The sequence below is a fragment of the Clavibacter vidaverae genome (assembly GCF_047529985.1).
GTDB classification, from domain to species: domain Bacteria; phylum Actinomycetota; class Actinomycetes; order Actinomycetales; family Microbacteriaceae; genus Clavibacter; species Clavibacter nebraskensis_A.
In genome coordinates this window covers 1,832,123-1,850,169 of record NZ_JBLJAM010000001.1, presented here as the reverse complement: position 1 = coordinate 1,850,169, position 18,047 = coordinate 1,832,123, and the positions used below count along the sequence as shown (strand labels likewise).

The window sequence follows — 18,047 nt, the reverse complement described above, 5'->3', positions numbered from 1 at the left end:
GTCAGGCCCGGTGGATCCGCACCGTGATCACCTGGAACGCCCGCAGCACGAGCCGCACCCCGCGGCCGTCCTCCTCGGGCTCGAACGCGAGCGACCGCGGGAAGCCGTCGCCGAGCGGGCGCTCGAGCACGTCCACCTCGGTGAAGCGGTCGGCGTCGAGGTGCGCCTCGAGCCGGGTCGCGGTGCGCGCGCCGGTGGACTCGTAGAGCCGCACGATCACGTCGCCCGAGCCGTCGTCCGCGAGCTTCAGCGCCTCGATCCGCACCGTGCCGCCGTGGATCGACACGAGGCCGGACGCGGTGGGCAGCGACGACGGGACGACCGCGGCCTCGGCGAGAGCGGCGGCGGCTGGCGCGACCGCGGGCCCCGCCTCCGACCCTTCGCTGGGCCGCACCACCCGCACCGGCAGGTTCTGCTCGAGCCCCGCGTCCACCGCGCCCTCGATGCCCACGCCCGGCACGAGCGCGTACTCGAACCGGTGGTGGCCGATGTCCTGCACGGGGTCGGGGGAGCGCGCCGCCCGCACCAGGCTGATCCGCACCTCGGTCTCGACCTCGCCCGTCGCACCCACCGAGCGCGTGATGTCGTGCCCGTAGCTGCCCGCGTTCGTGAGGGCGACGCCGTAGCCGGGCTCCTCCACGTGCACGAAGCGGTGCGCCATGACCTCGAAGCGCGCCTCGTCCCACGACGTGTTCGTGTGCGTGGGGCGCCGGACGTGCCCGAACTGGATCTCCGCGCTGTGGTGCTGCGCGTGGACCGACAGCGGGAAGGTGACCTTGAGGAGCTTCTCGTCCTCGAGCCAGTCGAGGTCGGCCGTGGCGTGGATCCGCGCGTCGTCGGCGTGCAGCGACACCCGCTGCACGACGCGCGAGCGCCCGAACTGCCGGACGACCTCGACGGTCGCGCGCAGCGGCGAGTCCTCGACGAGCTCGACGGACGCGGCGTCGACGAGGTCGGTGCGGCTCGCCCGGTAGTGCGCGTCGACGTCCCAGGCGTCCCACGCGGTGGGGATGTCCTCGTGCAGCTGCAGCAGGTTCGCGGCGCGGCCGGCGGGCACGAGCTCGCGGTCGGCGTGCCGCAGGTCGACGATCGAGGTGATGAGGCCGCGCGCGTCGAGCGTCACGCGGAGCAGTCCGTTGTCGAGCACGGTGCCGTCGGCGCCGCGGGTCGTGACGACGGGGGAGGCCGGATCCACCGCGACGAGCGGCGCGATGCCGCTGCCGGGGACCGCGACGAGCGCGAGCGCGCATCCGTCGGGCGCCTCCACGAGCGCCGTGCGCGCGTGGCCGGTCGAGTTCACCGCGAACGCGCCGGATCCGTCGCCCTCGCCGTCCGCGACCGCCTGCGCCGTGACCCGCGCGATGGCGTCGGCCACGAGCGCGTCGAGCTCGGCGAGGCTGCGGGCGTAGTCCTCCTCGTTCTCCCGGTGCACCCACGTGATGGAGGAGCCGGGGAGGATGTCGTGGAACTGCTGCAGCAGCGTCTGCTTCCAGAGCCGGTCGAGCGCCTCGTACGGGTAGTCGGCGCCCGTGCGGACGGCCGCGATCGTCCACCACAGCTCGGCCTCGCGGAGCCGGTGCTCGGCCTGGCGGTTGCCGCGCTTCTCGCGCGCGTGCGACGTGAACGTGCCGCGGTGGAGCTCGAGGTACAGCTCGCCGACCCACACGGGCGCGTCCGGGTACTCGGCCTCGGCCTTGCGGAAGAACTCGTCCGGGTGCTCGACGACGACCTTCGGCGACCCCTCGAGGTCGGCCGTGCGCCGCTGGCGCTCCATCATGTCGCGCGTGGGCCCGCCGCCTCCGTCGCCGTAGCCGAACGGCGCGAGCGACATCGTGGCCCGGCCCTTCTCGCGGAACTGCCGCACGGCGTGGTGCGTCTCCTCCGCCTCGAGCGTGGAGTTGTAGGTGTCGATGGGCGGGAAGTGCGTGAAGATCCGCGACCCGTCGATGCCCTCCCAGTAGAAGGTGTGGTGCGGGAACGTGTTGGTCTGGTTCCAGGACAGCTTCTGCGTGAGGAACCAGTCGAGGCCCGCGAGCTTGGCGATCTGCGGGAACGACGCCGTGTAGCCGAACGAGTCGGGCAGCCACACGCCGTGGGTCTCGACGCCGAGCTCCTCCCGGAAGAAGCGCATGCCGTGGGTGAGCTGGCGGATCATCGCCTCGCCGCCGGGCAGGTTGCCGTCGGGCTCGATCCACATGGATCCGACCGGGTACCAGGTGCCGTCCGCGATGGCCTGCTTGATCCCCGCGAACACGGTCGGGTAGTTCTCCTTCACCCAGACGTACTGCTGCGCCTGCGAGCACGCGAAGCGGAAGTCGGGGTACTGCTCGGCGAGCCGCAGCACGTTGGAGAAGGTGCGCGCGGTCTTCCGCTTGGTCTCGCGGATGGGCCAGAGCCAGGCGCTGTCGATGTGGGCGTGGCCGACGCTGCTCAGCGTGTGGGCGCTCGGCACGGCGGGTCGGGAGAGCACGTCGGCGAGCTCGGCGCGGGCGGCGGCCGCGGTGCCGACGATGTCGTCCATGGCGAGCACGTCGAGCGCGCGCTCGATCGCGCGCAGCACCTCGTGGCGGCGCGGCTCGGTCTCGGGCAGCTCCATCAGCAGCTGGTACAGCACCTCGACGTCGAAGCGCAGCGCCCACACCTCGGGCTCGAACACGGCGAGCTCGGCCTGGCGGAAGCGGTAGATGGGCTCGGCGGGCGCGGTCGCCTTGTCGCCGTAGGGGGTCGGCACGAACTCGTCCACCAGGATGTCCGGGTTGCCCGCGGCCTCCACGAGGAAGCGCACCTGCTCGCCGCCCGCGGCCTCGTCGGCGAGGCGCACGTAGGTGTTGCGCGGGTGGATCCCCTTGACCGGCACCCCGTCCATCGTGTGCACGAGGCACTCGGCCTGGTTGCCCGGCCAGTCGCCGATGAACCCGGGATCCAGCAGCAGCTCGACCGTGCGGCCGGCCCACTCGGCGGGCACCGCGCCCGTCACCTCGAACCACCACGTGGACCACGCGCGGCCCCACGGCTGGCCGAGCGCGAACGGCGCGTACTCCTGCCGCATCGCCTCGGCGACGGGCACGGGCTCGTCGGGCGCCATCCACGCGCGGAGGCTCACGGGCGTCCTCGCGGAGTACACGGCGGGGGTGATCCGCTCGGTCAGCGCGCGGAGGATCCGCTCCTGGACGAGCTTCTGGTTCTGGTGCATGGGAGTCCTCCGGGAGGTCGGGATGCAGGCAGGCGGGTGGGCACGAGGGCCGGGGCGGCGCGTCAGCGCAGGTAGGAGAGCGCCGGGAACGCGTGCATCGCGTCCTCCAGCAGGGAGCGCGCGACCGTGACGGAGTCGACGAGCGGGTGGTGGGCGAGCGCGCGGACGGCCGCGGCGCGGGATCCGCCGAGACCGGCCTCGATGGTCTGCCGCTCCACGTACTTCGCGTTCGTGACGAGGCCCACGCCGAAGTCGGGCAGCTCGGTGCCGGAGACCGGATGCGCTCCCGAGGCGTCGACCACGCACGGCACCTCGACCACCGCGTCGGCGTCGAGCGCCGCGAGCGTGCCGCGGTTCCGCACGTTGAGGATCAGCCGGGCGCTCTGGTCGTACGCGATGCCGCGCATGAGCGCGATCGCGACGTCCTCGTAGCCGCCCGAGACGAGGTCGTCCTCGTCGCGGTCGCCCATGCCGGCCGACTGCCGGTTCGTGGCCATGTAGGTGGTCTCGCGGTCGAGGCGCGTGCGCTCCCACAGCGCGAGCGCGGACACGTCGTGCCGGTGCTCGAGCTGCTCGTAGAACCGGCCCTGCTGCTCCACGAGGAACGCGCCGCGGGTCTGGGCGGCCAGCTGGTCGGCGTGCCGCACCTCGCGGCGGAAGTAGTAGTAGTGCAGGTACTCGTTCGGCACGGCGCCGAGCTCCGTGACCCACTCGGCGCCGAAGAGCCGGCCCTCCTCGAACGTGCCGATGAGGTCGGGGCGGGCCATCAGGTCCGGCAGCACGTCGCGGCCGTCGACCCGGAGGCCGCGCAGCCAGCCGAGGTGGTTGAGGCCCGCGTAGTCGATGACCACGTCGTCGCCCTGGACACCGAGCGCCCCGAGCACGCGGCGGGCGAGGCCGATGGGGGAGTCGCAGATCCCGATGACGCGGTCGCCGAGCACGCGCGACATGGCCTCGGTGACGACGCCGGCGGGGTTCGTGAAGTTGATGACCCACGCTTCGGGGGCCTTGACGCGGATCCGCTCGGCCAGGTCCATGACGACCGGCAGCGTCCGCAGCGCGTACGAGATGCCGCCGTACCCGACGGTCTCCTGGCCGATCACGCCGTGCGCCATGCCGAGCCGCTCGTCGCAGGACCGCCCGGCCATGCCGCCCACGCGGATCGCCGAGAACACGAACGCGGCGCCCGCGAGCGCCTCGTCGAGGTCGGTGTGCAGCGTGATCCGGGGCGCGTCCGGGTACGCGGCGGCCTGCTCCGCGAGCACGCGCGCGACGGCCGTGAGGCGCACCTCGTCGGTGTCGTAGAGGGCCACGTGGTCGACCCGGCCGGCCTCGTGGTCGCGCAGCAGCGCGGAGTAGACGAGCGGGACGCGGAACCCGCCCCCGCCCAGGATCGTGAGCCTCATGCGACGGTCACCGACACTCCCTTGTCCGCGAGGCCTTGCGACACCCGCTCGTGCGGGGCGGCCTCGGTGATCAGCTGCGTCAGCGACGCGGTGGGGGCGACGCGGCCGGCGCCGGTGCCCGGGAACTTGGAGGAGTCGGCGAGCACCGTGACCCGGTCGCTCATCTCGGCCATCGCGCGCTTGATGGGCACCTGGGCCATCGTCGTGTCGCGCAGGTCGCCGTTGTCGGCGATGCCGCTCACGCCCACGAACGCGTGGTCGGCGTGCAGCATGCGCAGGCTCTCGGCGGTGAGCGGGCCGGACACCGAGCGGTAGACCGGATCCCAGTCGCCCGGCAGCAGGATGAGCCGCACCGCCCGGTCGTCGCGCAGCACGTCGAACGCGGCGACGTTCGCCGTGATCACCGTCAGGGACCTGCCGCGCAGCTGCTCGGCGAGGTGCAGCGTCGTCGTGCCGATGTCGAGCACGACCGACTGGCCGTCCTGGATCTGCGCTGCCGCGGCCCGCGCGATGCGCTCCTTGGCCTCGCGGTTGACCTGCTCGACCTCGGCGAACGGGGCGTCGACCTCGACGAGGACCGCGCCGCCGTGGGTGCGCCGGAGCACGCCCTGCTCGTCGAGCCGGGCCAGGTCACGGCGGATGGTCGCGTCGCTCGTGCCCGCGGCCTCGGCGAGCTCGGCGACCGTGGCGCTGCGGGTGGCGCGCAGCCGGTCGAGGATCACGAACTCCCGGGCGTCTCTCATGAAGTGAACATTAGCGCGCAGGAACGAGCAGAAACAATCTCGTAATGGACAAGGTCTTCCATCCATGTGCTCACATGGGCTAGAAACGTCACTACCGGTCGGCGGGCACCCGTCGACCTCGTCCCGCCGGCAGCGTCGCCGTCGGCGGACCCGCACCGCTCGTCGCCCGTCGGGCGCGGCGGCTCACCCGGAGGAAGGGGTCCACGTGCCCGCTGCATCGCGACCCGACCAGGCCCCCGCGGGGCTGCTGGTCGTCGGCCAGCTGTTCGCGGACGTCGTGTTCGGCGACCTGCCGAGCGAGCCGCGGCCCGGCCACGAGATCTGGACGTCGTCGTTCGGGCACGGCCCCGGCGGCATCGCGAACTTCGCCGTCGCCGGCGCGCGCCTCGGGGTGCCGACCGCCATCGCGGCGGCCATCGGCACGGATCCGTTCTCCCGCCTCGTGCGCGCCGCGCTCGCCGCCGAGGGCGTGGCGCTCGACCACCTCGTGACCCTCGACGGCTGGGCGCTGCCCGTCACGGCGTCGCTCGGCTACGACGACGACCGCGCGCTCGTCACCGGCGGCGTGCCCTGCCCGCTCGGCTCCGACGAGCTCGTGCCGGGCGAGGTGCCGGCGGCCGCCGCGGCGCTCGTGCACCTGGATCCGCACCGCAGCGCGTGGATCGGCCGCGCGGCCGCCGCGGGCACCGACGTCTACGCGGACGTCGGCTGGGACCCGTCCGAGCGCTGGGACCCCGCGATCCTCGACCAGCTCGACGAGTGCCACGCGTTCGTCCCCAACGAGCTCGAGGCCGCCGCCTACACGGGCACGGACTCGGCCGTCCCGGCGGCCCGGGCGCTCGCGGAGCGCGTGCCGCTCAGCGTCGTCACGTCCGGATCCCGCGGCGTCGTCGCGGTCGACTCGGCCGGCGGCGAGGAGGTCGTGCGCCCGCCGCTCGCGGTGCGCGCCGTCGACGCCACGGGCGCCGGCGACGTGTTCGGCGCCGCGCTCGCCGCGTCCGCCCGGGCGCCGTGGAGCCTCACGGAGCGCGTGGACTTCGCATGCCTGGTCGCGGGGATCACGGTCACGCGCCCCGGCGGCGCGTCCGGCGCCCCGCGGCTGGACGAGCTCGTGCCGTGGCTGCGCGCGCATCCCGAGGCCGCCGAGCCCGGCCGCTACGACTTCCTCGTCGACGCCCTCGCCGGCCCCGACGCCGCGCACCTGCTCGCCTGACCCGTCCCGCTCCCGACCCGTCCCTCCCTCCTTCCCTCCCCACCGAATCGAGAACCGCCATGTCCTCTCACCCCGCCCGCCGCTCCCGCGCCCGGCGCGTCATCACGGGAGTCGCCGCCCTCGCGCTCCTCGCGCCGGTGCTCGCCTCCTGCTCCTCGTCGTCGGGATCATCGGCGGGCGGCCAGCTCGACCTGTGGATCTGGCCGGACGGCCTCAGCCAGACGGTGCTCGACGAGGTGCCGCAGGACGTGCCGGGCACGACGCTGAACGTCTCCACCATCGGCGGCGACTTCAAGCAGAAGCTCGTCACCACGTTCACCGGCCGCTCCGGCCTGCCGTCCATCACGGGCGTCAAGGGCGAGGACATGCCGTACTTCCTCAGCGAGGACGGCCTGTTCGAGGACCTCGACCAGCTGGGCGCGAAGGACATCGCCGACCGGTTCCCGGCGTGGAAGCTGAAGGAGGCGACGACGAAGGACGGCCAGCTCATCGGCCTCCCCATCGACATCGGCCCCACCGCCCTCTACTACCGCGCGGACGTCTTCCAGAAGGCGGGCCTCCCGAGCGAGCCGGCCGACGTCGCCGCGGCCACGGCGACGTGGGACGACTACCTCGCCTTCGGGAAGAAGCTCAAGGCGGCCACCGGCGGCGCGATCTTCGTGGACGCGTCCGACGTGTTCACCAAGTCGCTCGGCCAGGGCACCACCCGCTTCGTCGACGAGGACGGTGACTACACGGGCGACAGCCCCACGGTGAAGGCCGCGTGGGATCGCGCGGTGCTCGCGTACCAGGAGGGCCTCACCGCGAACGTCACCGACGGCAGCCCCGACTGGGCCTCGGCCATCTCCAACGGATCCCTGCCCGCGCTCCTCGGCGCCTCCTGGTACCAGGCCGACCTCAAGAGCGCGACGGCCGACACCTCGGGCGACTGGCGCGTGGCGCCCATGCCCGGCGGCCCGGCCAACATCGGCGGTTCGTTCCTCTCCATCCCCGCCGGCACGAAGGACCCCCAGGCCGCGTTCGCGGTGATCACGGACGTGCTGAGCGAGGACGACCAGGTCACCGCGTACGCCGACAAGGGCATCTTCCCGTCGGCCACCGCTGCCTACGACTCCCCGGAGCTGCAGAAGGGCGACCCGTTCTTCGGCGGGCAGTCGACCGTCGGGGTCTTCGCCGACGCCGCGTCGAAGATGCCCACGGCGTACACGAGCCCCTACGACAACCAGGTGCAGGCCGCGTTCGTCACCGAGCTGCAGAACGTGACGTCGCTCGGCAAGGACCCGGACCAGGCCTGGAGCGACGCCGTCGCCGCCGGCGAGACCGCGCTGAAGACCGCGAAGCAGTGATCCCCGTCGCCGTCCGCCCGGGAGGGCGTCCGCCCGCGCCGACCCGGGCGGGCGCGGGCACCCGCGGGATCCGCCGCACGTGGCCGTACTACGTCGCCATCGCGCCGTTCTTCGTGCTGTTCGCGATCTTCGGCCTGTTCCCCGCGCTCTACTCGCTCGTGCTCTCGTTCCAGGACTGGAACGGCCTCGGCACGGCGAAGTGGGTGGGGCTCGCCAACTTCCAGGCCCTCGCGACCGACGCCACCTTCTGGCTGTCGATCCGCAACACGCTCGTGATCTTCGCGCTCTCGACGTTCCCGATGATGGTGATCGCCGTGATCGTCGCGGCCATGCTCAACTCGGCCAAGCGCCTCAGCACCTTCTACAAGATCAGCTACTTCGTCCCGAACGTCACGAGCGTCGTCGCGATGGCGGTGCTCTTCGGATCCATCTTCGGCGACAGCTTCGGGCTCGTGAACTCGGGGCTCCGCGCCATCGGGCTCGACGGGGTGGCGTGGCTCTCGACGCCGTGGGCGATCCAGGTGACCATCGCGGTCCTCATCACGTACCAGTGGACCGGCTACAACGCGATCATCTTCCTCGCGGGCATGCAGTCGATCGGCACGGAGGTCTACGAGGCCGCGAGGCTCGACGGCGCGGGCGCCATCCGCACCTTCTGGTCGGTCACGCTGCCGCTCCTGCGTCCCACGATCCTCTTCGTGCTCGTGGTCTCGACCATCACCGGGCTGCAGAGCTTCACCGAGGCGCAGGTGCTCACGGCCTCCTCCAGCATCACCAACCCGAACTCGGGCGGTGCGGGCCAGGCCGGCCTCACGACCGTCCTGTACTTCTACCAGCAGGCCTTCAACTACAACCGCTTCGGCTACGGCGCCGCCATCGCGTGGGGCGTGTTCCTGCTCGTGGTGATCTTCTCCATCATCAGCTTCCGCCTGGGCGCGGAGCGGAAGGAGAAGCCCGCGCGGGCGCCCGGCGCGAGGAAGGGACAGCGCGCATGAGCACGACCGTCCACGCCGCGGGTCGCCGGCAGCTGCCGCCCGGCCGGGTGATCCTGCACGGGATCCTCTTCGCCGGATCCATCGTGAGCCTGTTCCCGCTCTACTGGCTCGTCGTGATGGCGAGCAACACCACGAGCGACATCTACAAGTCGCCGCCCGTGCTCGTGCCGGGGCCGTACCTGTGGGACAACATCCAGGCGGTGTTCCGCACGATCGACTTCGGCGGGTCGCTCGTGAACACCGTGATCGTCGCGGTCTCCGTGACGGTGATGGTGCTGTTCTTCGACTCGATCGCGGCGTTCGCGTTCGCGAAGTACGAGTTCCCCGGCCGCCGCGCGCTGTTCGCCCTGCTGCTCGTGACCTTCATGCTGCCCGCGCAGCTGTCGGTGATCCCGCAGTTCGTGACGATGATCCACCTCGGCTGGGTCGGCCAGCTGCAGGCGCTCATCGTGCCGGCGGCGGCCAACGCGTTCGGCATCTTCTGGCTGCGGCAGTTCATCGTCTCGAGCGTGCCCGACGAGCTCATCGACGCCGCCCGCATCGACGGCGCCGGGTTCTTCCGGCAGTACCTCACGGTGTGCCTGCCGCTCATCCGGCCGGGCCTCGGGTTCCTCGGGATCTTCACCTTCATCGCCGCGTGGAACGACTACCTCTGGCCGCTCATCGTGCTCAACGACCCGGGCACGCTCACGCTGCAGGTCGCGATGAGCCAGCTCAACAGCGCGCACGGCAAGGACTACGGCATGGTCATGGCGGGCGCGCTGCTCGCGGTGATCCCGCTCATCCTCGTGTTCCTCGTGGGTGCCAAGCAGTTCATCGGCGACATCGCGAAGGGCGCGCTGAAGTGACGGCTCCGTCGCCCAGGTGGCCCGTGGTCAGGGCGGTCGACGACCCGGTCGGCCTGGGATCCGCGGCGGCCGACGTCGTGCAGACGTTCCTCGGGGAGGATCCGGCGGGCGTGCTCGGCGTGGCCACCGGATCCACCCCCGAGCCGCTCTACGCCGAGCTCACCCGGCGGCGCCGGGAGCGCGCGCTCGTGACCGACGGCCTGTCGCTCGTCGCGCTCGACGAGTACGTGGGGCTGCCGCCCGGCCACCCCGAGTCGTACCTCTCCTTCGTGCGGCACCGCATCGCACAGCCGCTCGGGGTGCCGGACGCGCGCGTCGTCGTGCCCGACGGGTCGGCGGCGGATCCGCACCACGCGGCGGCCGAGCACGAGCGGCGGATCCGGCGGCTCGGCGGCGCGGGCCTCCAGATCGTGGGCATCGGCGCCAACGGGCACCTCGGCTTCAACGAGCCCGGGTCGCCGTTCGCCGGCATCACGCGGGTCGTCGAGCTCGCGGACGCCACCCGGCGCGCCAACGCGCGGTACTTCGGCGGCGATCCCGCGCGCGTGCCGACGCACGCGGTCACGCAGGGCATCGCGACGATCATGTCGGCCGCGCGGATCCTGCTGGTCGCCTCGGGCGCGCACAAGGCCGACGCGCTCGCCGCGGCGATGGCCGGGCCGGTGACGACGGCCGTCCCCGCCTCCGTCCTGCAGCGGCACCGGCGGGTCACCGTCGTCGCGGATCGCGCCGCGCTCGCCGCCCTCCACGGCCGCGTCGACCTGGCGGCGCTCGCCTGATCGGCGGCCCGAGGGGTGCGCGCTCGTCGCTCGCCGGCCATGTCGGTGGTGACCGCTTCACTCCGCACATGGACGCGCATCACGCAGGACCTCCTCTCACCGTCGTCGGCTACGACGACGCCCTCCGCGACCTCAAGGGGAGCGTCCGCAGGGCCCGAATCGTCGCCCAACGCCGGGTCAACGTGGAGCTCGTGCAGCTGTACTGGCGGATCGGGATGACGCTGAACGCACATGTGGAGCGGCATCGGTGGGGCAGCGCGGTGATGACCCGCATGGCGGAGGACCTGCGTCGTGAGTTCCCCGACATCAAGGGCTTCTCGACCAGGAACCTCTTCTACATGCGTGCGCTGGCACGCGCGTGGCCCGAGGAGGCGGAAGTGCAACGGACCGTTGCACTCCTGCCGTGGGGCCACGTCGTCACCCTCGTCGAGCGCCTCGATGACGCTGCCCTGCGCGACTGGTACGTCGCGCAGCCTGGCGCACGGCTGGTCCCGGAACGTCCTCGAGCACCACATCCGCACGCGGCTCCACGAGAGGTCGGAGAGCGCGGCGACGAACTTCGACCGGGCACTGGAGCCCGATCAGTCGGATCTCGCCCGGCAGCTCACCAAGGACCCCTACGTCCTCGACTTCCTCGCGGTCGACGGCGATGCCCGGGAGCGTGAGCTGGAGCAGGCGCTCGTCGACCGCATCATCGACACGCTCCGGGAGCTCGGCGAGGGCTTCGCGTTCGTCGGCCGTCAGGTCCATTTCGACGTCGAGGGCGAGGACTTCTTCGTGGACCTGCTCTTCTTCCACGTCGAGCAGCTCCGCTACGTCGTCATCGAGCTGAAGACGGGCCGCTTCCGCCCCGAGCAGCTCGGCCAGCTGGGGTTCTACGTGGCCCTGGTCGATGGACGACTTCGCCGCCCGCATCACGCCGAGACCGTCGGTCTGCTGCTCGTGGCGGGCAAGGCCGATGCGGTGGTGCGCTATTCGCTGGCCGGGCAGCGCGCCCCGGTCGCCGTGTCGAGCTACGACCTGCTGCCGGACGCGGAGCGTGCCGCGCTCCCGTCCGAGGAGGTGCTGGCCCGGGCCGTCCGGGATCCGCGGCGAACGTGACCGTCCGGGCCGCGTCCACCTCCCCGGGCTATGCTCCATGCGCGCGCATGGAACTGATCCGTGCGGGAAGGAACGCACCATGAGCAGCACGTACCGCGTCGGCTACCTCGTCGGCAGCCTGTCGTCCACCTCCATCAACCGGGCCCTGTCGCTCGCGCTGAAGCGCCTCGGCGCCCAGGCCGGCCTCGAGCTCACCGAGATCCCGATCCAGCCGCTGCCCTTCTACAGCGCCGACATGGACGGCGACTACCCCGAGGTCGCGAACAGCTTCAAGGCCGCCATCGCGGACGCCGACGCGATCATGATCGTCACGCCCGAGTACAACCGCTCGATCCCCGGCGTCCTCAAGAACGCGCTCGACTTCGCGAGCCGCCCGTACGGCGAGAACGCGTTCCAGGGCAAGCCCAGCGCGGTCATCGGCACGTCCATCGGCTCCGTCGGCACGGCCGTCGCGCAGCAGCACCTCCGCAGCATCCTGTCGTTCCTCGCGTCGCCCGAGCTCTCGCAGCCCGAGGCGTACATCCAGACCACCGAGGGCCTCATCTCGCCCGAGGGCGCGATCTCGAACGCCGGCACCGAGGAGTTCCTCCTCACCTGGCTGCAGGCGTTCCGCGCGCACATCGAGAAGAACCTCACGACCGTCTCCGCGTAGCGGACGCGACGCGAAGCACGACGAGGGGCCCGGGCGGATCGTCCGGGCCCCTCGTCGTGCGCGGCGGGTCAGCGCCGCAGCTGGATCCCGAGCACGTCCCACGTGCGCCCGCCGGGCACCGCGTGCACCGACACCGTCACGGCGCCGGCGGGGGATCCGGCGCGCATCTCGTCGGTGATCGTCACGTCGAGCGCGTCGTCGCCCACCTCGCCGCCGAGCTCGACCGGATCCGCGGCGCGCGCCTCCACGCCGCCGACGTGGATCGCCTGGCCGACGGCAGCGGCACCGCCCGCGCCCTCCGGCGCCTCGCGTCGCAGCAGCACGCGGACGACGATCGCCGTGCCCGCGGGATCCCGCAGCTCGTAGGAGAACCAGCCGGTCGCGCTCCGCCAGTGCCGGCCGTCGGCGCCGCCCGCGCGCGTGCCCTCGCCGCGGAAGCCGTGGTCCACCTCGGGCTGCTGCTCGCCGGCGACCACCTCGTCGACCACGTCGCCGTCGGTGCCCGCGGCGTCCAGCGCGCGCAGCTCGGCCGCCCGCGCGTCCGGGTCGGCGCCGGTGGGCCAGACCAGCGTCGTCCGCTCGTCGTGGATCCCCGCGAACGGCTCGAGCGCGACCGCCATCAGCTCGTCGCCGCGCCACGCGTCGAGCCGGAACGCGAGCGCGGCCCGGTCCACGAGCGTCACGGCGTCGGCGGGGTCGGCCGAGGTGACGACCGGCGTCCGCTCGAGCGGCACCTTCGGCGCGGGCGTGACGTGGCCCATGCGCGTGTCCTCCGCGAGCGAGGTCGCGATCCCGTCCCGGCCGTCGCGCGAGGCGAGCGCCAGCGGGCCGTACGTGAACGACGTCCACGCGGATCCGTCGGGCAGCCGCTCCGCGCGCACCTCCATCCCGAGCACCACGGTCACGACCGTCGTGCCCGACCAGGTGCGTCGGATCGGCACGGCGGCGGCACCGGGCAACGCGGCCACGGTCGCGGGCGCGTCGCCGACGCGCACCGCCATCGACGTCGCCCACCCGGGCCGCCGGAGCCGCAGCTCGACGTCGGCAGGGGCATCCGCCGAGACGGTCACCGTCACCCGCCCGTCGCGCACCACGTCCCCGTCGATGCGCGCCCGGATCCCGCGCTCGGCCCAATCCAGCTCGGCCGGCACGTACAGGTCCACGAGCAGCGCGTCGCCCGCGTGCGCGAACACCTGCTCGCCGTAGCGCGCGTGGTTCTCCATGCCGGTGCCGACGCAGCACCACATCGACTCCTCGGCGACGGAGTGGACGCGGGGGTGGGCCGGCCGCAGCGGCGTGAAGTACACGAGCCCGCCGTGCTCCGGGTGCTGGGTGGAGAGGATGTGGTTGAGCGTCGTGCGCTCGACCTGGTCGAGGATCGCCGGGTCGGCCGTGCGCTCGAACCGCAGCCGCGCGAGCTCCAGCATGTTGTAGCTGTTGCAGGTCTCGGGCCCCTGCTCGTCGAGCACCATGGGCGCGAAGTCGCGCGACGGGTGGAAGTGCTCGCGCACGCTGTTGCCGCCGATCACCACGCTCCGCCGGTGCACGACCGAGTCCCAGAACGCGTCGGAGGCGGCGAGCAGGCGCGCGTCGCCCGTCATCCGGCCGAGCCGCTCGATCCCGATGACCTTGGGGATCTGCGTGTTGGCGTGCAGCCCGTCGAGCTCGTCGCGGCCGGCGACGAGCGGATCCACGAGGGCGCGCTGGGCGAACCGCCGCGCCTCGGCGAGCAGGTCGTCCCGGCCGGTGATCCCCGCGAGCGTCGCGAAGGCGTCGCACATGCCGCCGTGCTCGGTCGCGAGCATGCCCTCGAACGCGTCGTCGTCGAGGTGCGCGGAGATGCCGAGCCACCAGCCGGCCATGCCCTCGGCCATGCGCAGGGCCCGGGCGGATCCGGTGTGCTCGTGCGCGTCGAGCAGCCCGCCGAGCGTCTTGTGCAGGTTGTAGAGCGGCACCCACCGGCCCTCGAGGTCGAAGGTGTCAGCCTCGATCCGGCCCTCCGCGATGGTGCGGCCGAACTCCCGCCCGTCGGGCACGCCGCCGAGCCAACCGTCACCGGCCGCCTCCTGGCACCGCTCGAGCACGTCGAGCATGTGCTCGAGGCGGGGGAGGAGGCGCGGGTCGCCCGTCGCGGCGTGCAGCTGCGCGAGCGCCGACAGGTAGTGGCCGCCGATGTGCCCGTCGAGGCCGATCTCCTCCCAGCTGCCGTAGCTCGGCACGGGGGAGTCGAGCCCGGCCTCGCGGAGGAAGGGCGCGAGCAGCCGGTCGGGATCCAGGCGCAGCACGTACTCGACGTCGGTCAGCTGCGCGTGCCGGAGCGGTCCGTCGCCGAGCCGCACGGCGGAGAGCGGGAACGAGCGGGCGGCGGACGGGAGGTCGGCGGCGGGGCGCGGCGGGGTGGCGGGGGCGACGGTCATCGGGATCCTCAGCTGTCGGCGGCGGCCGCGGCGACGGTGCCGCGGGCGGTTCCCGGACGCGATCCGGGCGCATCGACCCGCCCTTGACGAGCAGTACATCGATGCACATAATCTAGTACAACGATGTAGAAGGCACCAGGGCGGTGCGTGCGGCCACGCGGCCGAGCCCCACCGGGCCGACACGTCACGGACACGAGGAGCGCGATGAAGCGGACCACGACGAGGCTGGTCGCCGCGGCGACCCTCATGATCACGGGCCTCGCGCTCAGCGGCTGCTCCGCCGGATCCGGCGGCGCGGGCGACGGCACGGTGAAGCTCTGGATCCGCGACTACGAGAAGGCGCTCGTCGAGCCGCTCGCCGAGGCCTACAACGCCACGCACGAGACGCAGGTCGAGATCACGCTCGTGCCGTCGCCGAGCTACGTGCAGAAGCTCGCGACCTCCATCGCGGGCGGCGACCCGCCGGACGTGGCCGCGCTCGACCTCGTCTTCACGCCGTACTTCGCGCAGGCCGGCGCGCTGGTCGACATCACCGACCGGGTCGCCGCGCTCGACTACGCCGACGACTTCAGCCCCGCGCACGCGTCCGTCTCGTCGTTCGACGACCGCACCTACGCCGTGCCGTTCACGGGCGACGCGTCGGTGCTCTTCTACAACAAGACGCTCTTCGCCGAGGCGGGGCTGGATCCCGAGCGCCCGCCGACGACGCACGCCGAGATCCGCGCGGCCGCGAAGGCCATCCGCGGCCTCGGGGGCAGCACCTACGGCTACTCGATCCCCGGCGCGTGCGGCGGCTGCCTGATCTTCGGCTTCACCCCGCTCATCTGGGGCGGCGGCGGCGACGTGCTCTCCGCCGACGGCCGCACCGCGACGCTCGACAGCCCGGAGGTCACGGAGGGCCTCGAGCTCCTGCGCGGGATGTGGACCGACGGCAGCATGCCGTCGCTCGCCCGCACCGACGCCGGCCCGAACACCGCGACCGCGTTCCAGCAGGGCACGGTCGGCATGATCGCCGACGGCACCGCGACCATGGGCTCGCTCGTCGCCGGAGGGAAGGTCGACTTCGGCGTCACCCCGCTGCCCGGGAAGGACGGCGGATCCGCGTCCTTCGGCGGCGGCGACACCCTCACCATCCTGAAGGGGTCGAGGAACGTCGACGCCGCGTGGGAGTTCGTGGAGTGGGCGACGGGCGAGGAGGCGCAGACCATCCTCGCCGAGCAGTCGGTCGTGCCCATCCGCACCGACCTGCTCGACGAGGTCTACGTGCCCCAGGATCCGCGCTACGCCGTGTTCGCGGACGCCCTCCGGGTCGGCCACGTGCCGTTCAGCCCGGTCGAGAACGAGCTGTTCAACGACAACAACGGGGTCTGGGTCAACCTGATCTCGCAGTCCGTGTTCGGCGGCGGGATCCCGGACGCGCAGCGCGAGGCCCAGGCCGAGGCGCAGCGCATCCTCGACTCCGTCGTCTACGTCGAGGAGGACGGGAAGTGACCGCACCCGTGATCACCCGGCTGGAGGGCGCCGTCGCGTCCCCGGCCCGCAGCGCGGTGCGCGACCGCGGCGGCATGGCGAGGAGGCGGCGCCGCACCGGGATCCTGCTGGTGCTGCCGGCCCTCGTGATGCTCCTCACCTTCTTCATCTGGCCGCTGATGCGCACCATCGCGATGTCGACGTACACGTGGCCGCTGCTCGGCAACCGCGCCTTCACCGGCCTCGCCAACTACGTCGAGGCGTTCCAGGACGCCGCGTTCCTCAAGGCCGTCGGCTTCACGCTCGTCTACACGGCGGTCGTGACCCCGGTGCTCCTCGTGATCGGGTTCGCGCTGGTGCTGCTCATCCAGCGCCGCACGCGCAGCGCCCGGATCTTCCAGTCGATCTTCTTCCTGCCGGTGGTCGTGGGCCTCGCCTCCGCGAGCTACCTCTTCCTCTTCATGTGGCAGCCGGTGATCGGGCCGACCATGAAGGCGCTCGCCGGGGTCGGGCTGCTGGACGTGTCGACCAACATGTTCGGCGGATCCGTGACCGCGTTCCTCGTGGTCGTGAGCATGGTCGCGTGGAAGTCCGCGGGGCTGCAGATGCTGCTCCTGCTCTCGGGCTTCCAGTCGATCCCGCAGGAGGTGAACGAGGCGGCCGAGATGGACGGGTCCACGCGCTGGCAGCGGTTCCTCTACATCACGCTGCCGCTGCTGCGGCCGACCCTCGCGCTCGTGCTGGTGTTCAGCGTGGCCGGGTCGCTGCTGGCGTTCGACCAGTTCTACATCATGACCGCGGGCGGGCCGGACAACGGCACCATCACGGCGGTCTACGAGATCTACCGCTCCTCGTTCATCCGGCTCGACCTCGGCTACGGGGCCGCGCTCTCCATCATCCTCATGGTCGTCCTCGGCCTCGTCAGCGCAGCCCAGATGCTGCTCCTCCGGAACTCGGACAACTCATGAGCACCTCCGCCCCCGCCCGCCCCGCCTCCTCCGTCCCCGCCGAGGGCGCGTCCCCGCACCGCGATGCCCGCGGCCGCGACGCCCGCGGACTCGGCGCCGTCCGCGCCTCGATGCCGCGCCTCGCCTGGTACGTGGCGTGCGGCTGCGTCGCGCTCCTCTTCCTCTACCCGCTCGGGATCATGCTCGGCACGGCGCTCACCGCGCAGGACGGCTCGGTCGGGCTCGGCAACCTGCAGCGGCTGCTGACGCCCACGGGCGGGCTCGACCTCGTGACGAGCCTCCGCAACAGCGTCTTCGTGTCGCTGCTGGTGACGGCGATCACGATCGTGGTCTCGACGCTGGCGGGCTACGCGTTCGCGCGGCTGCCGTTCCGGGGGAGCGACGTCGTGTTCTTCGTCGTGCTGATCACGTTCATGATCCCGTTCCAGGCGATCATCACGCCGCTGTTCCTGACGCTCATCGAGCTCGACCTCGACAACAGCCTCGTGGGCCTCTCGCTCGTGCTCGCCACCTTCAACCTGCCGTTCGGGATCTTCCTCATGCGGAACTCGTTCGCGGCCGTGCCCGCGAGTCTGGAGGAGGCCGCGCTCATCGACGGCAACACGCCGCTGCAGGCCATGCGGCGCGTGATGCTGCCCATCGCGATCCCCGGCGTCGTCTCGACCGCGCTCCTCACCTTCTTCTCGGCGTGGAACGACTTCTTCGCGACGCTCATCCTCATCACCGACCAGAGCCTGTACACGCTGCCGGTGAGCCTCAACATCCTCTCGGCCGGCCAGAACAACACGGTCGACTGGGGGCTGATGCAGACGGGCGTCGCCGTGACGGTGCTCCCGTGCGTCGTGCTGTACCTGCTGCTGCAGCGGTACTACGTGGCCGGCCTCATCAGCGGCGCGGTGAAGTAGGGCCGACGCCC

14 protein-coding genes and 1 pseudogene are annotated in these 18,047 nt (G+C 72.3%); 11 read left to right on the top strand and 4 right to left on the bottom strand.

Annotated elements, in window-relative coordinates; genetic code table 11:
- Window position 1: 1 nt before the first annotated feature.
- The 3 genes from ACMT9T_RS08635 to ACMT9T_RS08625 all read right to left on the bottom strand — a co-directional run bounded on the left by ACMT9T_RS08635 (window position 2) and on the right by ACMT9T_RS08625 (window position 5,342).
- Window positions 2-3,193, bottom strand: coding sequence for an alpha-mannosidase (locus tag ACMT9T_RS08635; RefSeq protein WP_414745155.1), 3,192 nt, complete (start codon window positions 3,191-3,193; stop codon window positions 2-4).
- A 62-nt stretch (window positions 3,194-3,255) separates the two neighbouring features.
- On the bottom strand, window positions 3,256-4,599 hold the full coding sequence (locus ACMT9T_RS08630) for a 6-phospho-beta-glucosidase (RefSeq protein WP_414745154.1): 1,344 nt from the start codon (window positions 4,597-4,599) through the stop codon (window positions 3,256-3,258).
- Window positions 4,596-5,342 (bottom strand): DeoR/GlpR family DNA-binding transcription regulator, encoded by a 747-nt coding sequence (locus ACMT9T_RS08625; RefSeq protein WP_414745153.1) that lies wholly within the window; start codon window positions 5,340-5,342, stop codon window positions 4,596-4,598. The genes ACMT9T_RS08630 and ACMT9T_RS08625 overlap by 4 nt, the downstream gene beginning before the upstream one ends.
- 205 nt (window positions 5,343-5,547) lie before the next feature.
- Here ACMT9T_RS08625 and ACMT9T_RS08620 point away from each other — a divergent pair, with 205 nt between their 5' ends.
- The 8 genes and pseudogenes from ACMT9T_RS08620 to ACMT9T_RS08585 all read left to right on the top strand — a co-directional run bounded on the left by ACMT9T_RS08620 (window position 5,548) and on the right by ACMT9T_RS08585 (window position 12,276).
- Entirely contained in the window at window positions 5,548-6,555 is a 1,008-nt protein-coding gene (locus tag ACMT9T_RS08620; RefSeq protein ID WP_414745152.1) for a carbohydrate kinase family protein, read from the top strand.
- Between the two features lie 59 nt (window positions 6,556-6,614).
- Complete coding sequence (locus tag ACMT9T_RS08615) at window positions 6,615-7,901, top strand: ABC transporter substrate-binding protein (protein ID WP_414745151.1); 1,287 nt, start codon at window positions 6,615-6,617, stop codon at window positions 7,899-7,901.
- Window positions 7,898-8,896 (top strand): carbohydrate ABC transporter permease, encoded by a 999-nt coding sequence (locus ACMT9T_RS08610; protein WP_414745150.1) that lies wholly within the window; start codon window positions 7,898-7,900, stop codon window positions 8,894-8,896. The genes ACMT9T_RS08615 and ACMT9T_RS08610 overlap by 4 nt, the downstream gene beginning before the upstream one ends.
- Window positions 8,893-9,744, top strand: coding sequence for a carbohydrate ABC transporter permease (locus ACMT9T_RS08605; RefSeq protein WP_414745149.1), 852 nt, complete (start codon window positions 8,893-8,895; stop codon window positions 9,742-9,744). Before ACMT9T_RS08610 ends, ACMT9T_RS08605 begins: the two co-directional genes overlap by 4 nt.
- On the top strand, window positions 9,741-10,523 hold the full coding sequence (locus ACMT9T_RS08600) for a glucosamine-6-phosphate deaminase (RefSeq protein WP_414745148.1): 783 nt from the start codon (window positions 9,741-9,743) through the stop codon (window positions 10,521-10,523). Before ACMT9T_RS08605 ends, ACMT9T_RS08600 begins: the two co-directional genes overlap by 4 nt.
- A gap of 68 nt (window positions 10,524-10,591) precedes the next feature.
- A pseudogene (locus tag ACMT9T_RS08595) lies at window positions 10,592-10,936 on the top strand (DUF1016 N-terminal domain-containing protein); the annotation flags it as partial.
- Between the two features lie 25 nt (window positions 10,937-10,961).
- The gene (locus tag ACMT9T_RS08590; RefSeq protein ID WP_414745147.1) at window positions 10,962-11,624 is read left to right on the top strand and encodes a PDDEXK nuclease domain-containing protein; all 663 of its coding nucleotides are present in this window, start codon (window positions 10,962-10,964) and stop codon (window positions 11,622-11,624) included.
- A gap of 79 nt (window positions 11,625-11,703) precedes the next feature.
- Window positions 11,704-12,276: an NADPH-dependent FMN reductase gene (locus ACMT9T_RS08585; protein ID WP_414745146.1), complete on the top strand. Its 573-nt coding sequence runs from the start codon at window positions 11,704-11,706 to the stop codon at window positions 12,274-12,276.
- 68 nt (window positions 12,277-12,344) lie between these two features.
- Here the strand turns inward: ACMT9T_RS08585 and ACMT9T_RS08580 are convergent, their stop codons facing one another.
- Complete coding sequence (locus ACMT9T_RS08580) at window positions 12,345-14,693, bottom strand: beta-L-arabinofuranosidase domain-containing protein (protein ID WP_414745145.1); 2,349 nt, start codon at window positions 14,691-14,693, stop codon at window positions 12,345-12,347.
- 204 nt (window positions 14,694-14,897) lie between these two features.
- Here ACMT9T_RS08580 and ACMT9T_RS08575 point away from each other — a divergent pair, with 204 nt between their 5' ends.
- From ACMT9T_RS08575 to ACMT9T_RS08565, 3 genes are read left to right on the top strand one after another with little or no spacing between them, the layout of a single operon-like run.
- Complete coding sequence (locus tag ACMT9T_RS08575; RefSeq protein ID WP_414745144.1) at window positions 14,898-16,184, top strand: ABC transporter substrate-binding protein; 1,287 nt, start codon at window positions 14,898-14,900, stop codon at window positions 16,182-16,184.
- A complete protein-coding gene (locus ACMT9T_RS08570) occupies window positions 16,181-17,131 on the top strand; it encodes a carbohydrate ABC transporter permease (protein WP_414745143.1) in 951 nt (316 codons plus the stop codon). Before ACMT9T_RS08575 ends, ACMT9T_RS08570 begins: the two co-directional genes overlap by 4 nt.
- Window positions 17,128-18,036 carry a carbohydrate ABC transporter permease gene (locus ACMT9T_RS08565; protein WP_414745142.1) on the top strand — a complete coding sequence of 303 codons (909 nt, stop codon included), beginning with the start codon at window positions 17,128-17,130 and terminating at the stop codon, window positions 18,034-18,036. Before ACMT9T_RS08570 ends, ACMT9T_RS08565 begins: the two co-directional genes overlap by 4 nt.
- Window positions 18,037-18,047 lie beyond the last annotated feature (11 nt).